This window comes from Bacillus haynesii, from assembly GCF_014042035.1.
Classification (GTDB): Bacteria; Bacillota; Bacilli; order Bacillales; family Bacillaceae; genus Bacillus; species Bacillus haynesii.
The window spans coordinates 2,325,719-2,340,161 of the sequence record NZ_CP059494.1 but is presented as its reverse complement, the minus strand read 5'-3'; the positions used below and the strand labels follow the sequence as shown (position 1 = coordinate 2,340,161).

General features: G+C 48.3%; 14 protein-coding genes and 2 riboswitches. All 14 genes read left to right on the top strand.

What is annotated here, in order from left to right:
- Nucleotides 1–56 precede the first annotated feature (56 nt).
- The 14 genes from guaA to purF all read left to right on the top strand — a co-directional run bounded on the left by guaA (nt 57) and on the right by purF (nt 14,329).
- Nucleotides 57–1,598, top strand: a complete 1,542-nt coding sequence (gene guaA / locus H2R00_RS11595) for a glutamine-hydrolyzing GMP synthase (RefSeq protein WP_154999076.1) — start codon at nt 57–59, stop codon at nt 1,596–1,598.
- 377 nt (nt 1,599–1,975) lie between these two features.
- Nucleotides 1,976–2,077: riboswitch (purine riboswitch) on the top strand.
- A 132-nt stretch (nt 2,078–2,209) separates the two neighbouring features.
- Nucleotides 2,210–3,532 (top strand): NCS2 family permease, encoded by a 1,323-nt coding sequence (locus tag H2R00_RS11590; protein WP_076790251.1) that lies wholly within the window; start codon nt 2,210–2,212, stop codon nt 3,530–3,532.
- Between the two features lie 217 nt (nt 3,533–3,749).
- Entirely contained in the window at nt 3,750–4,505 is a 756-nt protein-coding gene (locus tag H2R00_RS11585) for a DUF6574 domain-containing protein (RefSeq protein WP_154999074.1), read from the top strand.
- Between the two features lie 119 nt (nt 4,506–4,624).
- Nucleotides 4,625–4,813: a hypothetical protein gene (locus H2R00_RS11580; protein WP_182069129.1), complete on the top strand. Its 189-nt coding sequence runs from the start codon at nt 4,625–4,627 to the stop codon at nt 4,811–4,813.
- A gap of 219 nt (nt 4,814–5,032) precedes the next feature.
- A complete protein-coding gene (locus H2R00_RS11575; RefSeq protein ID WP_375846283.1) occupies nt 5,033–5,554 on the top strand; it encodes a DUF2179 domain-containing protein in 522 nt (173 codons plus the stop codon).
- Nucleotides 5,554–5,751, top strand: coding sequence for an NETI motif-containing protein (locus tag H2R00_RS11570; RefSeq protein ID WP_003179527.1), 198 nt, complete (start codon nt 5,554–5,556; stop codon nt 5,749–5,751). The genes H2R00_RS11575 and H2R00_RS11570 overlap by 1 nt, the downstream gene beginning before the upstream one ends.
- A 78-nt stretch (nt 5,752–5,829) precedes the next feature.
- A riboswitch (purine riboswitch) is annotated at nt 5,830–5,932 on the top strand.
- A gap of 136 nt (nt 5,933–6,068) precedes the next feature.
- Nucleotides 6,069–6,557 (top strand): 5-(carboxyamino)imidazole ribonucleotide mutase, encoded by a 489-nt coding sequence (gene purE, locus H2R00_RS11565; protein ID WP_182069127.1) that lies wholly within the window; start codon nt 6,069–6,071, stop codon nt 6,555–6,557.
- Nucleotides 6,550–7,692: a 5-(carboxyamino)imidazole ribonucleotide synthase gene (gene purK / locus H2R00_RS11560; RefSeq protein ID WP_182069125.1), complete on the top strand. Its 1,143-nt coding sequence runs from the start codon at nt 6,550–6,552 to the stop codon at nt 7,690–7,692. The genes purE and purK overlap by 8 nt, the downstream gene beginning before the upstream one ends.
- The gene (gene purB / locus H2R00_RS11555; RefSeq protein WP_020450435.1) at nt 7,689–8,984 is read left to right on the top strand and encodes an adenylosuccinate lyase; all 1,296 of its coding nucleotides are present in this window, start codon (nt 7,689–7,691) and stop codon (nt 8,982–8,984) included. Before purK ends, purB begins: the two co-directional genes overlap by 4 nt.
- A gap of 74 nt (nt 8,985–9,058) precedes the next feature.
- Complete coding sequence (gene purC, locus H2R00_RS11550; RefSeq protein ID WP_003179531.1) at nt 9,059–9,775, top strand: phosphoribosylaminoimidazolesuccinocarboxamide synthase; 717 nt, start codon at nt 9,059–9,061, stop codon at nt 9,773–9,775.
- A gap of 1 nt (nt 9,776) precedes the next feature.
- Nucleotides 9,777–10,031 carry a phosphoribosylformylglycinamidine synthase subunit PurS gene (gene purS / locus H2R00_RS11545; RefSeq protein ID WP_003179532.1) on the top strand — a complete coding sequence of 85 codons (255 nt, stop codon included), beginning with the start codon at nt 9,777–9,779 and terminating at the stop codon, nt 10,029–10,031.
- Complete coding sequence (gene purQ / locus H2R00_RS11540; protein WP_076790002.1) at nt 10,028–10,711, top strand: phosphoribosylformylglycinamidine synthase subunit PurQ; 684 nt, start codon at nt 10,028–10,030, stop codon at nt 10,709–10,711. The genes purS and purQ overlap by 4 nt, the downstream gene beginning before the upstream one ends.
- On the top strand, nt 10,695–12,923 hold the full coding sequence (purL, locus tag H2R00_RS11535; protein ID WP_154999068.1) for a phosphoribosylformylglycinamidine synthase subunit PurL: 2,229 nt from the start codon (nt 10,695–10,697) through the stop codon (nt 12,921–12,923). The genes purQ and purL overlap by 17 nt, the downstream gene beginning before the upstream one ends.
- Nucleotides 12,899–14,329: an amidophosphoribosyltransferase gene (purF, locus tag H2R00_RS11530; RefSeq protein WP_154999066.1), complete on the top strand. Its 1,431-nt coding sequence runs from the start codon at nt 12,899–12,901 to the stop codon at nt 14,327–14,329. Before purL ends, purF begins: the two co-directional genes overlap by 25 nt.
- Nucleotides 14,330–14,443 lie beyond the last annotated feature (114 nt).

Below are 14,443 nucleotides of genomic sequence, written 5' to 3'. Positions count from 1 at the left end.
TGTGTCTGCCGCCATTTTTTCTGTGCAAAAAGACAATTTGATAAAGAGGTGACACCATGACGAAGTTAGTAAATGAAATGATTCTTGTGTTGGATTTTGGAAGTCAGTACAACCAGCTGATTACCCGCCGCATTCGTGAGTTTGGTGTATATAGTGAATTGCATCCTCATACGTTGACGGCAGAGGAAATCAAAGAAATGAATCCGAAAGGAATTATTTTGTCCGGCGGTCCGAACAGCGTTTACGACGAAGGATCTTTCCGCTGCGACGAAAAGATTTTCGAATTGGACATCCCTGTTCTTGGAATTTGCTACGGCATGCAGCTGATGACGCATTACCTTGGCGGAAAAGTAGAAGCGGCGAGCCAGCGCGAATACGGAAAGGCAAACATTCATATCGAGGGTGAACCGGATCTGTTTAAAGATCTTCCAAACGAACAAGTCGTCTGGATGAGTCATGGTGATCTAGTTGTTGAAGTTCCAGAAGGCTTTACCGTTGATGCGACAAGCCATCATTGCCCGAATTCAGCAATGAGCAAGAAGGATAAGAAATGGTACGGCGTTCAATTCCATCCGGAAGTCCGCCACTCAGAATACGGAAACGACCTTTTGAAAAACTTCGTTTTCGGTGTTTGTGAATGCGCCGGTGAATGGTCAATGGAAAACTTTATTGAGATTGAAATGCAGAAAATCCGCGAAACAGTCGGCGACAAGCAAGTGCTGTGCGCCTTGAGCGGCGGGGTTGACTCCTCTGTCGTTGCGGTCTTGATCCATAAAGCGATCGGTGACCAGCTCACTTGTATTTTCGTAGACCACGGACTTCTTCGAAAAGGTGAAGCGGAAGGCGTGATGAAGACGTTCAGCGAAGGCTTCAACATGAACGTGATCAAAGTTGATGCGAAAGACCGCTTCCTGAACAAGCTTAAAGGCGTCTCAGACCCTGAGCAAAAACGCAAAATCATCGGTAATGAGTTTATCTACGTGTTTGACGATGAAGCGGAAAGACTGAAAGGAATTGACTTCCTTGCACAGGGAACGCTTTACACAGATATTATCGAGAGCGGAACAGCGACGGCTCAGACGATCAAATCGCATCACAATGTCGGCGGCCTTCCTGAAGACATGCAGTTTGAACTGATCGAACCGCTGAATACGCTTTTTAAAGACGAGGTGCGTGCGCTCGGAACCGAGCTAGGCATCCCTGACGAAATCGTTTGGCGCCAGCCGTTCCCGGGTCCGGGCCTTGGCATCCGCGTTCTCGGAGAAGTGACGGAGGAGAAGCTTGAAATCGTCCGCGAATCAGACGCAATCCTCCGCGAAGAAATCGCCAAAGCTGATCTTGAAAAAGATATTTGGCAATACTTCACCGTTCTTCCTGATATCCGCAGCGTCGGCGTCATGGGAGACGCAAGAACTTATGATTATACGATCGGCATTCGCGCCGTGACATCGATTGACGGCATGACATCCGACTGGGCGAGAATTCCTTGGGATGTCCTTGAGAAAATCTCGACACGGATCGTCAATGAAGTGAAGCACATTAACCGTGTGGTTTACGACATTACGAGCAAGCCGCCTGCAACAATCGAGTGGGAATAAGACAAATGCCTCAGCCGTATAAAGGCTGGGGCGTTTTTTATTGGTGGAGCAAAGCTGATACCGCTTATATTCACCGCTTTCATCGTCGCAACCGCTGTGCCATGTGGCGTGACAACCGAATAAGGCATCAAAAGCTACGATACATTTCAAACAGTGTTCTAAGCGCCGGTTTGTCGCAGGATAAGAAACGAGAATACAATATCACCATAAAAAAGAGCGTGCAGCCCGTGTTTGATTTGAATTGAAGAAAACAGGGGATTACCCCGCTTCAGACCACGATCAGAATTTGGAAAAAACAACGAACGAAACGAACATTAAAATCATGAATGTTCGTTTTTTTATATTGTGTTCAGCGTTAGATATTGCTACAATAGTATAGTAATTTAAAAAAGACTTGTCGTATAATCATGGGGATATGGCCCATAAGTTTCTACCAAGCTACCGTAAATAGCTTGACTACGCTTGTATACAATATTTTGTCCGTGAAAAAACATTTTTTCAGTATGAAATATGCCGTAGTCAAGCGTCCCGCCATTTGGGGCGTTTTTTGTTTAAAAGCAAAGGTTTATGAAACAATAAAAGCGACAGACAAACGAGAGGAGTATACCATTTTGAAGCGTTACTTTCAGTTTGAAGAATTGGGCACAAATTATCGGAGAGAAATGATCGGCGGACTCACCACATTTTTGTCCATGGCATACATTTTGATCGTCAACCCGCTTACCCTTTCTCTGGCGTCGGTGGAAAATTTCCCGGATGCATTGAGAATGGATCAAAGCGCGGTCTTTACGGCAACAGCAGTTTCAGCAGCTGTCGGTTGTTTTATCATGGGGCTGCTCGCGAAGTATCCGATCGCCCTTGCACCCGGAATGGGGCTTAACGCATTCTTTGCATTCTCCGTCATCCTGAACATGCAGATTCCATGGCAAACGGCTCTCTCCGGCGTTATGGTTTCCGGACTTATTTTTATTGTTCTTTCGCTATCCGGTTTAAGGGAAAAAATTATCAATTCGATTCCTTATGAGCTGAAAATGGCTGTCGGTGCGGGGATTGGCCTGTTTATCGCTTTCGTCGGTTTGCAGGGCTCCAAAATCGTCGTATCCAACCCTGATACCATTGTGTCGTTTGGGAATATACATTCAGGTCCCGTTCTTTTGACTGTTTTTGGACTGATCATCACTGTCATTTTAATGGTATTGCGTGTGAACGGCGGCATTTTCTTCGGCATGCTGATCACGGCGATTGTCGGCATGATCTTCGGACAGATTGACGTTCCTGACAAGATCGTCGGTGCCGTTCCTAGTCTTGCGCCAACATTTGGACAATCCTTTATCCACCTTCATGATATCTTTACGGTGCAGATGCTTGTCGTCATTTTAACGTTTTTATTCGTCGACTTTTTTGATACGGCCGGTACATTGGTGGGTGTTGCATCACAAGCCGGTTTAATGAAGGATAACAAACTGCCGCGCGCGGGAAGGGCTTTGCTTGCCGATTCTTCCGCAACTGTTGCCGGAGCGATCCTTGGTACATCGACAACGACTGCTTATGTTGAGTCAAGTGCCGGGGTAGCGGCTGGAGCGAGAAGCGGTTTTGCGGCAATCGTAACAGGCGTTTTGTTCTTGCTGTCGCTGTTCTTCTCGCCTGTTCTCAGCGTTATCACTTCGCAAGTGACGGCGCCTGCTTTAATCATCGTCGGCGTGCTGATGGTGGCGAATCTCAACAAAATCGACTGGACCAAGTTTGAGATTGCGGTGCCCGCATTCTTAACGATGATCGCGATGCCGCTGACATACAGCATCGCCACCGGAATCGCAATCGGATTTATTTTCTACCCGATCACGATGATCTTTAAAGGCAAAGCAAAAGAAATCCATCCGATTATGTACGGATTGGCTGTCGTATTTATTCTTTATTTCATTTTCTTGAAATAAGGTGTGCTATGCGAAAAAGGCTTGTTCATTTGAACAAGCCTTTTTTATTTTCAAATCATTAAAAACGGAACCTTCCGCCTTCGTTTTTCGTCATATATAAGGGCTGCCACATCTATGATAAAAAGAGGTTTGTCTTGACTGTTTCACACAGCTTATGTAATTTATAAAAGTGCTTTTCATTTATGTAAAGCTTTTGAATAGAATAGGAGTTGCTTATATGATTGAAGAACATCACAAACGAAATGAAGATGATATAGAAGAACCTGCTTCGAGGATGTCGAGGAATTCCCGGAAAAAAGCGAGGAAGAGCAAGGAGACGAATCCGTCTGCAGCGAAAGTCAAATCGGTGATGGAGAGCGTGATTGCCGCTTTGTTCCGCTATTTCAGCTTTGTGCTCGATATTTTAAAATCCCCGGTGCGCAGCGCACTTGATTATGACCGGTCTTATTTTAAGTATTCCGTTATTTCAATGACGCTTTTAGCCGTTTTCTTTTCGCTCGGCAACTTTTATCAGCTGCTTGCGGGACGGGGGAGAATTCTCGGGTTCGGCGTGTCAGTGCCGTTCATGGAAGTGTTTTTGATTGTATTTATCTACTGTATGGCTTTCATGTTTTGGATGGCGGCAGCGAGCTGGGTTGTATCGAATTTTATGCTCAGGTATAAAGCTTCATTTTTCGATATCACGGCAAAGTACGGCTCTCTATTGGTTCCGTTTATCGTCCCCGCCGCTTTGTGGATGATATTCGCGATTATCAACTTCACGGCCGCGACGGTGATTCTATCGATCGTCATCTTTATGGGATTGACATTCGGCACTTTTACGCTGATTCAATCGATTTATGAAAAAAGCGAAAAAGCGCGGTTTGACCTGATGTACTGCGTGTTTACCGTCTTTTTGCTTGAATTGGTATTCGTTGCGGCAACATGGAAGCTGGTAGGCGGATACTTGTTGTCGTCGCTTATCCCGGTTTAAGGAGATATTGCCGGTTCTTCTTGAAGAACCGGTTTTTTTTTGCATTAATTCCGAGTTGACTCATAAGAATAATATGTATATATTGTAACCAATCATACGAACGGATGGGGGAGTGATCGATGGCTAACTTGCTTCGAAAAGCCGTAAAGCAAAAAAAGGAGTATTTAATCAGGCAGCTCGCAAAATCAGGGCGGCTGGACAATTTGAAAGACCTCTTGTCATACACGCTGAGCGATTTGGAAAAGGAACACCGGAAGCTGCACGAATCTGATGCAGATCGTCAGCGGGATCATAAACACCAGCTCTGAAAGACGTTCATTTGAACGTCTTTTTTAATGGAGTTTCAATGCTTTGAAACCGGCAGAAAAAGGGTAAACTGATGGGAGTGAGCAATGTCGAAAAATTTTTTGGTGAAGCAGGGCCATTACAGGATTGTGTATGGAGAATTTCTCTAGTAGAATATGATTGCTTTGCATCTAAAGGAGGGATTTCAATTGCTTCACTCAGCACTATTGAACAGTGTGATCATGGTTGGAATTATTCTGGTTATCAATATTATATATGTAACGTTTTTAACCCTTCGAATGATACTGACTCTTAAAGGCCAGCGGTATCTCGCCGCTTTTATCGGGACAATCGAAATGCTTGTTTACGTCATCGGGCTGGGGCTCGTTCTAGATAATTTAAATCAAATCCAAAACGTGATCGCTTATGCGGTTGGATTTGGAATCGGCATCATCGTCGGCACGAAAATTGAAGAAAAGCTCGCTTTGGGCTATATTACCGTTAACGCCATTACGAAAGAGCTCGATTTGGATCTACCGAAACAGCTCAGGGAAAAAGGCTACGGGGTCACCCATTGGGTCGTCAGCGGACTTGAGGGAGACAGAACGGCGATGCAGGTTTTGACGCCGAGAAAATACGAACTGCAACTGTACGAAACGATTAAATCAATCGATTCAAAAGCATTTATCATTTCCTACGAACCGAAGACGATACACGGCGGATTCTGGGTTAAAGCCGTAAAGAAAAGGAGAATTAAAGAATAATGACAAAGCCGAAAAAAAAGCGCTTTGAAGTAACGGAAGGCGAAACGATCGAAACCGTGTTGACGAAGATGCAGGAAGAAGGCTATACACCGGTGCGCCGAATGGAGGAGCCGGTCTTCAAAGAAACAAAGGAAAATGGAACGATTCAGGTTGTTCCGTGCGGAAGAAAAATTATATTCGAAGGGAAATTGCTCTAAACCCGAACATTAGAACAACAAAATATACTATCGTTCGATAATGTCGTTGACATTATCACAGTCCGTTGTTAAGATAAACATGACATGAAAACACATCCTCATATAATCTTGGGAATATGGCCCATAAGTCTCTACCCGATGACCGTAAATCATCGGACTATGCAGGAAAGTGGACAATAAACTGACATGGAGATCGCGAGAAGCGGACTAACTGACGATACACGCGCCATGCCCGGTTTGTGTTGCTTCCTACAAATGCAATACATGCCGGGTTTTTTATTTGCGAAGAATAACAGCTAAAGGTGGGACAAAAAGATATGCAGCCTCTTCTTGGTGTTATCATGGGAAGCACATCTGACTGGGAAACGATGAAACATGCCTGCGGCATACTCGATGAACTGGGAATTCCGTTCGAAAAAAAGGTCGTTTCCGCACATCGGACGCCTGATTTAATGTTTGAATATGCCGAAACGGCGCGGGAAAGAGGCTTGAAAGTCATCATTGCCGGAGCGGGCGGAGCCGCCCACCTGCCGGGAATGGTCGCAGCCAAAACGACGCTGCCCGTCATCGGTGTGCCGGTTCAGTCAAAAGCGCTGAACGGTCTCGATTCGTTGCTTTCAATCGTTCAAATGCCGGGCGGTGTACCCGTTGCGACCGTTGCCATCGGCAAAGCGGGAGCGGTCAACGCCGGACTGCTTGCGGCGCAGATTTTGTCAGCTTTTGACGAAAAGCTTGCCGGAAGATTGGACGAACGAAGGGAAAGCATCAGACAAACCGTATTGGAAAGCAGTGATCAGCTTGTATAAACAAACGATTTTTCCGGGCGCGACAATCGGCATTATCGGAGGCGGACAGCTTGGCAAAATGATGGCGGTCGCGGCTAAACAAATGGGCTATAAAATCGCGGTGGTTGACCCTGTTCCTTCATCACCGTGCGGCCAGGTCGCCGACTTTGAGATTACGGCTGCCTATAATGACAGGGAAGCGATACGGAAGCTTGCCGAAGCGAGCGACGTGATCACTTACGAATTCGAGAACATCGATTATGATGCGCTGAACTGGCTGAAGGAGCACGCATACCTTCCGCAGGGGAGCGAGCTGTTGCTCCTTACGCAAAACAGGGAGACCGAGAAAAAAGCGATTGAATCAGCGGGCTGCAAAGTCGCGCCGTACCGGATCATTCACGACCGGGCGGAACTGGAAGCGTCCGTAGCGGAGCTCGGTCTTCCGGCGGTGCTGAAAACTTGCCGCGGCGGGTATGACGGAAAAGGGCAGTACGTCCTGAAGGAACATGCACAAATCGGGGAAGCCGCAGCTCTTTTACAGCACGGCACATGTATTTTGGAAAGCTGGGTTCCTTTCAAAATGGAATTGTCCGTGATCGTGACAAGATCGGTTCACGGAGAGACAACCGTCTTTCCGGCGGCAGAAAACATTCATAAACAAAATATTTTATTCCAGAGCATCGTCCCGGCGCGAGCCGATGAGGCGATTCAGGAACAAGCGGCAGCACTTGCCCTCAGGCTTGCCGAAAAACTTCAGCTTGTCGGAACGCTGGCCGTTGAGCTTTTCCTGAAGGAAGATGGCGGGCTTCTCGTCAATGAGCTGGCGCCGCGGCCGCATAATTCCGGCCATTACACCCTTGATCTTTGCGAAACGAGCCAATTTGAACAGCATATCCGTGCTGTCTGCGGGCTACCGCTCGGCAAAGCCGACCTTCTGAAGGAAGGAATGATGGTGAACCTTCTCGGAGACGAAGTGTACATGGCTGAAGAAGACCCCGAACTTTTAAAAGAAGCGAAGCTTTATATATACGGAAAGCATGAAGTCAAACCCGGCCGCAAAATGGGGCACATCACATTTTTAAGAACACCCGACAATGAATGGATCGGGAAGATGACAGAAAAGTGGATTGAAAGAGATGGAGGACGAAAACAATGATCGAACGTTATTCAAGACCGGAAATGGCTGCGATTTGGACGGATGAAAACAGATTTCAAGCATGGCTTGAAGTTGAAATACTGGCTTGTGAAGCTTGGGCTGAGCTCGGCGTCATTCCGAAAGAAGATGTGAAGGTTTTGCGGGAAAAAGCGTCATTTGACATCAACCGCATTTTCGAAATCGAGCAGGACACGCGCCACGATGTCGTAGCATTTACCCGCGCCGTATCGGAAACGCTTGGCGAAGAGAAAAAGTGGGTGCACTACGGGCTGACATCAACAGATGTGGTCGATACCGCTCTTTCCTATCTATTAAAACAGGCGAACGATATTTTGCTCAAGGACATTGAGAGATTTGTTGACATCTTGAAAGAAAAAGCGAAGGAACATAAATATACGGTGATGATGGGGCGCACACACGGCGTACATGCAGAACCGACGACATTCGGTTTGAAACTCGCCCTTTGGTATGAAGAGATGAAGCGCAACCTGGAACGCTTCAAGCAAGCGAAAGAAGGCATCGAAGTCGGCAAAATCTCAGGCGCCGTCGGAACGTACGCGAACATCGATCCATTCGTCGAGCAGTACGTATGTGAGAAGCTCGGCTTAAAACCTGCGCCGATTTCAACGCAGACGCTGCAGCGCGACCGCCACGCCGATTACATGGCTGCGCTGGCGCTTGTTGCGACAAGCATCGAGAAATTCGCCGTTGAGATCCGCGGCCTCCAAAAAAGCGAAACCCGTGAGGTCGAAGAATTTTTCGCAAAAGGCCAAAAAGGTTCATCTGCCATGCCGCATAAACGCAATCCGATCGGTTCGGAAAACATGACGGGAATGGCGCGCGTCATCCGCGGCTACATGCTGACCGCTTATGAAAATGTACCGCTTTGGCATGAACGCGACATTTCGCATTCATCAGCAGAGCGCATCATTCTGCCTGATGCGACGATCGCGCTGAATTACATGCTGAACCGCTTCGGCAACATTGTGAAAAACTTGACCGTGTTCCCTGAAAACATGAAGCGCAACATGGACCGCACACTCGGATTGATCTACTCCCAGCGCGTCCTTCTCGCTCTCATTGATACCGGCATGGCGCGTGAAGAAGCGTATGACACCGTTCAGCCGAAAGCAATGGAAGCATGGGAGAAACAAGTGCCGTTCCGCCAGCTTGTCGAGGCTGAGGAAAAAATTACGTCCCGACTGTCTCCGGAACAAATTAACGACTGCTTTGATTACAATTACCACTTGAAAAATGTCGACTACATTTTTGAACGTTTAGGCTTGGCATAGAATAGACCGCCCGCTTTTACAGGCGGGGGTCTAACTGCTTAAATATTTCCAACATTCGGGTTAGGAGGCCTTCTGTGAATATTGTGAAAAATGAACTTTTATACGAAGGAAAAGCGAAAAAGATTTACCGGACGGATGATGACAACACTTTGTTTGTCGAATACAAAAACTCAGCGACGGCTTTTAACGGAGAAAAAAAAGCCGAGATTGACGGAAAAGGCCGTTTAAATAACGAAATTTCCAGCCTGATTTTCACAAGGCTTCACGAGAAGGGAATCAACAACCACTTTGTTGAACGAATTTCTGAAACGGAGCAGCTCATTAAAAAGGTGACGATCATCCCGCTTGAAGTCGTTGTCCGCAATGTCGTTGCCGGAAGTATGTCCAAAAGGCTCGGCATTCCGGAAGGCACGGAGCTGGGGCAGCCGATTATCGAGTTTTACTACAAGGATGACGCGCTCGGTGATCCGTTGATCACAGAAGACCATATCCGGATTTTAAAAGCAGCTGAGCCTGAACAGGTGGAGAAAATCAAATCGATTACGAGACAGGTAAACGAAGAGCTGCAGACGATTTTCGCGGCTTGCGATGTCAGATTGATAGATTTCAAGCTTGAGTTCGGACTCGATAAAGACGGCGAGGTCCTGCTGGCCGATGAGATTTCCCCGGATACGTGCCGGCTGTGGGATCAAGAAACAAATGAAAAGCTTGATAAAGATGTGTTCAGAAGAAATCTGGGCGGATTGACGGATGCATACGAAGAAATATTCAAAAGACTTGGAGGCATGTAATATGTACAAAGTGAAAGTGTATGTCAGCTTAAAAGAGAGTGTTTTAGATCCTCAGGGGAGCGCCGTTCAGCATGCTTTGCACAGCATGTCCTACAAAGAAGTTCAGGACGTCCGCATCGGCAAATACATGGAGCTCACAATTGAAAAATCGGACCGCGACCTTGACGTTCTCGTCAAAGAAATGTGCGAAAAACTTTTAGCCAACACGGTGATTGAAGATTACAGATACGAAGTCGAGGAGGTTGTCGCACAGTGAAATTTGCGGTGATTGTGCTGCCTGGCTCAAACTGCGATATCGATATGTTCCACGCGATTAAGGATGAGCTTGGCGAAGAAGCTGAATACGTCTGGCATACAGAAACAAGTCTTGATGAATATGACGGCGTCCTCATTCCGGGAGGATTCTCATACGGTGATTATTTAAGATGCGGCGCGATCGCCCGCTTCGCAAATATTATGCCGGCCGTCAAAAAAGCGGCTGAAGAAGGGAAGCCGGTGCTCGGCGTCTGCAACGGATTTCAAATTTTGCAGGAGCTCGGTCTTTTGCCGGGCGCAATGAGACGCAACAAAGATTTGAAATTTATCTGCCGTCCGGTTGAACTGATCGTCCAAAACAATGAAACGCTTTTTACATCTTCCTACGGCAAAGGCGAATCCATCACGATTCCGGTCGCTCACGGCGAAGGAAACTTCTACTGTGATGAAGAGACGCTTGCCGGATTAAAAGAAAACAATCAAATCGCTTTCACATACGGAACGGATATTAACGGAAGCGTCGCCGATATTGCAGGCGTCGTCAATGAAAAAGGCAATGTATTAGGCATGATGCCTCACCCTGAACGCGCAGTCGATTCTCTGCTCGGAAGCGCCGACGGTCTTAAACTGTTTCAATCTATCGTGAAAAATTGGAGGGAAACTCATGTCGCTACTGCTTGAACCAAGTCAAGAACAAATTAAGGAAGAGAAACTCTATCAGCAAATGGGTGTCAGCGATGACGAGTTTGCCATGATTGAATCGATTCTCGGAAGGCTTCCAAACTATACGGAAATCGGGGTTTTTTCGGTCATGTGGTCAGAGCACTGCAGCTACAAAAATTCCAAGCCGATCCTGAAAAAGTTCCCGACAAAAGGCGAACGCGTCCTGCAAGGACCAGGGGAAGGCGCAGGAATCGTCGATATCGGCGACAATCAGGCGGTTGTCTTCAAAATCGAATCGCATAACCATCCGTCAGCGATTGAGCCGTACCAGGGAGCTGCAACGGGTGTAGGCGGCATCATCCGCGACGTCTTTTCAATGGGCGCGCGTCCCATCGCTGTTTTGAACTCTCTCCGGTTTGGCGAACTCACTTCACCGCGTGTGAAGTACTTGTTTGAAGAAGTAGTCGCGGGCATTGCCGGATACGGCAACTGCATCGGCATTCCGACCGTTGGCGGGGAAGTTCAGTTTGACAGCTGCTATGAAGGCAATCCGCTTGTCAACGCGATGTGTGTCGGTTTGATCAACCATGAAGATATTAAAAAAGGGCAGGCGAAAGGCGTCGGCAATACCGTCATGTACGTCGGCGCGAAAACGGGGCGCGACGGTATCCACGGTGCAACCTTCGCCTCAGAAGAAATGTCTGACCAATCAGAAGAAAAGCGCTCGGCCGTGCAAGTCGGCGATCCGTTCATGGAGAAGCTGCTTCTTGAAGCGTGTCTGGAAGTCATTAAATCAGACGCCTTGGTCGGTATTCAGGACATGGGTGCGGCAGGGCTGACAAGTTCCAGCGCGGAAATGGCATCCAAAGCCGGTTCGGGCATCGAGATGAACCTTGACTTGATTCCGCAGCGCGAAACAGGGATGACGCCGTACGAAATGATGCTTTCAGAATCCCAGGAGCGCATGCTTTTGGTCATCGAACGCGGCCGCGAACAGGAAATCATCGATATTTTTGACAAGTACGATCTTGAAGCTGTGGCTGTCGGTCATGTGACAGATGACAAGATGCTGCGCCTTTTCCACAACGGGGAAATGGTTGCCGAGCTTCCGGTCGATGCGCTCGCAGAGGAAGCGCCGGTTTACCATAAGCCGTCAAAAGTACCGGCTTATTACAAAGAGTTCCTTGAAACAGACGTCCCTGCACCAAAAGTCGAAGATGCGAAAGAAACGCTTCTTGAGCTGCTAAAGCAGCCGACCATTGCGAGCAAAGAATGGGTTTATGACCAATATGACTACATGGTCAGGACGAACACGGTTGTCGCACCGGGCTCTGATGCAGCCGTTCTCAGGATTCGCGGCACGAAAAAGGCGCTTGCCATGACAACGGACTGCAATGCCCGCTACTTGTACCTCGATCCGGAAAAGGGCGGGAAAATCGCTGTCGCAGAAGCGGCCCGCAATATCGTCTGCTCCGGAGCAGAACCGCTAGCCGTTACGGATAACCTCAACTTTGGAAATCCGGAAAAGCCGGAGATTTTCTGGCAGATCGAAAAAGCGGCAGACGGGATCAGCGAAGCGTGCAACGTGCTCAGCACACCGGTCATCGGCGGAAACGTCTCTCTTTACAACGAATCAAACGGAAGCGCGATCTACCCGACGCCTGTCATCGGAATGGTCGGACTGATCGAAGATACGGAACATATTACGACACAGCACTTTAAAGCAGCGGGCGATTTGATTTATGTCATCGGCGAAACATTCCCTGAGTTCGCCGGAAGCGAGCTGCAAAAATTGACCGAAGGAAAGATTTACGGCAAAGCGCCTGCCATTGACTTGGAAGTCGAACAATCGCGTCAAAAAGCGCTTCTGAAAGCGATCCGCACCGGTCTCGTTCAATCGGCGCATGACGTCTCAGAAGGCGGCATCGGCGTGGCGCTGGCGGAAAGCGTCATATCTTCTCAAGGGCTCGGCGCTAATGTGACGCTTGCAGGCGAACCTGCATTGTTATTCAGCGAAACACAATCACGGTTTATCGTCTCTGTGAAAAAAGAGCATCAAGAAGCGTTCGAAAAGCTTGTCAAAGACGCCGATCTCATCGGCGAGGTAACGTCAGACAGCGCGCTTGCTGTTCAAAGCCAGGAAGGACAACAATGGATTCATGCGCAGACAGAAGAGCTCGAAAGCGCATGGAAAGGAGCTATCCCATGCTTGCTGAAATCAAAGGCTTAAATGAAGAATGCGGCGTATTTGGGATTTGGGGGCATGAAGAAGCACCGCAAATTACGTACTACGGCCTTCACAGCCTTCAGCACAGAGGCCAGGAGGGCGCCGGCATCGTCGCGACAGACGGCGAAAAAATGTCCTCCCACAAAGGCCAGGGGCTGATTACCGAAGTTTTTCAAAACGGCGAGCTCAAAAAGGTGAAAGGAAAGGGAGCGATCGGCCATGTCCGCTATGCAACGGCGGGCGGCGGCGGCTTCGAAAACGTCCAGCCGTTCCTTTTCCATTCGCAAAACAACGGCAGCCTTGCGCTTGCGCACAATGGAAACTTAGTGAACGCCACTCAGCTGAAACAGCAGCTTGAAAACCAGGGCAGCATTTTTCAAACGTCTTCTGATACGGAAGTGCTCGCCCACTTAATTAAAAGAAGCGGCCACTTCGAGCTGAAAGATCAGATCAAAAACGCTCTTTCCATGCTGAAAGGCGCTTATGCTTTCCTGATCATGACGGAAAAGGAAATGATCGTGGCGCTTGACCCGAACGGACTCAGACCGCTATCCGTCGCAATGCTCGGCGACGCGTACGTTGTCGCTTCTGAAACGTGTGCGTTTGATGTGGTCGGCGCAACATATCTGCGCGATGTAGAACCGGGCGAGATGCTGATCATCAATGATGAAGGCATGAAGTCAGAGCGGTTCTCCATCAACATCAACCGCTCGATCTGCAGCATGGAGTACATTTATTTCTCAAGGCCTGACAGCAATATTAACGGCATTAACGTCCACAGCGCGAGAAAGAATCTCGGCAAAAAGCTCGCCGAAGAATCAGGCATTGAAGCAGATGTGGTGACAGGCGTTCCGGACTCAAGCATTTCAGCGGCCATCGGCTATGCCGAAGCGACGGGAATTCCTTACGAACTCGGATTGATCAAAAACCGTTATGTCGGCAGAACGTTCATTCAGCCGTCACAGTCGCTCAGGGAGCAGGGCGTGAGAATGAAGCTGTCAGCCGTCCGCGGGGTCGTTGAAGGCAAACGCGTCGTCATGGTGGACGATTCCATCGTGAGAGGCACGACGAGCCGCAGGATTGTGACGATGCTGCGCGAAGCCGGAGCGACGGAAGTGCACGTCAGAATCAGTTCCCCGCCTATTGCCCATCCGTGCTTTTACGGAATTGACACATCGACGCACGAAGAACTGATCGCGTCCTCTCATTCAGTGGAAGAAATCCGTCAGGAAATCGGCGCCGATACATTGTCATTCTTGAGCATTGAAGGACTCCTTTCCGGGATCGGAAGACAGTATGAAGGCGAAAACTGCGGCCAGTGCATGGCCTGTTTTACAGGAAAATACCCGACCGAGATTTATCAGGATACTGTTCTTCCTCACGTGAAAGAAGCCGTTTTGACAAAATAAACCGGCCGGTGCGCTTGAAGCGCCTGGCCTGCTGAAATGAATAAAGGGCAGCAGAAGCAATGCGGCTGCTCTTTTGATTTTGAATATCACGAATGGACAAGCGCGGAATAAGGA

Excerpts from the sequence above, each read along its gene's own strand:
- guaA (WP_154999076.1), top strand. The coding sequence starts at position 57 with ATGACGAAGTTAGTAAATGAAATGATTCTTGTGTTGGATTTTGGAAGT.
- H2R00_RS11585 (WP_154999074.1), top strand. The coding sequence starts at position 3,750 with ATGATTGAAGAACATCACAAACGAAATGAAGATGATATAGAAGAACCT.
- H2R00_RS11580 (WP_182069129.1), top strand. The coding sequence starts at position 4,625 with ATGGCTAACTTGCTTCGAAAAGCCGTAAAGCAAAAAAAGGAGTATTTA.
- H2R00_RS11575 (WP_375846283.1), top strand. The coding sequence starts at position 5,033 with ATGGTTGGAATTATTCTGGTTATCAATATTATATATGTAACGTTTTTA.
- H2R00_RS11570 (WP_003179527.1), top strand. The coding sequence starts at position 5,554 with ATGACAAAGCCGAAAAAAAAGCGCTTTGAAGTAACGGAAGGCGAAACG.
- purE (WP_182069127.1), top strand. The coding sequence starts at position 6,069 with ATGCAGCCTCTTCTTGGTGTTATCATGGGAAGCACATCTGACTGGGAA.
- purB (WP_020450435.1), top strand. The coding sequence starts at position 7,689 with ATGATCGAACGTTATTCAAGACCGGAAATGGCTGCGATTTGGACGGAT.
- purS (WP_003179532.1), top strand. The coding sequence starts at position 9,777 with ATGTACAAAGTGAAAGTGTATGTCAGCTTAAAAGAGAGTGTTTTAGAT.
- purL (WP_154999068.1), top strand. The coding sequence starts at position 10,695 with ATGTCGCTACTGCTTGAACCAAGTCAAGAACAAATTAAGGAAGAGAAA.
- purF (WP_154999066.1), top strand. The coding sequence starts at position 12,899 with ATGCTTGCTGAAATCAAAGGCTTAAATGAAGAATGCGGCGTATTTGGG.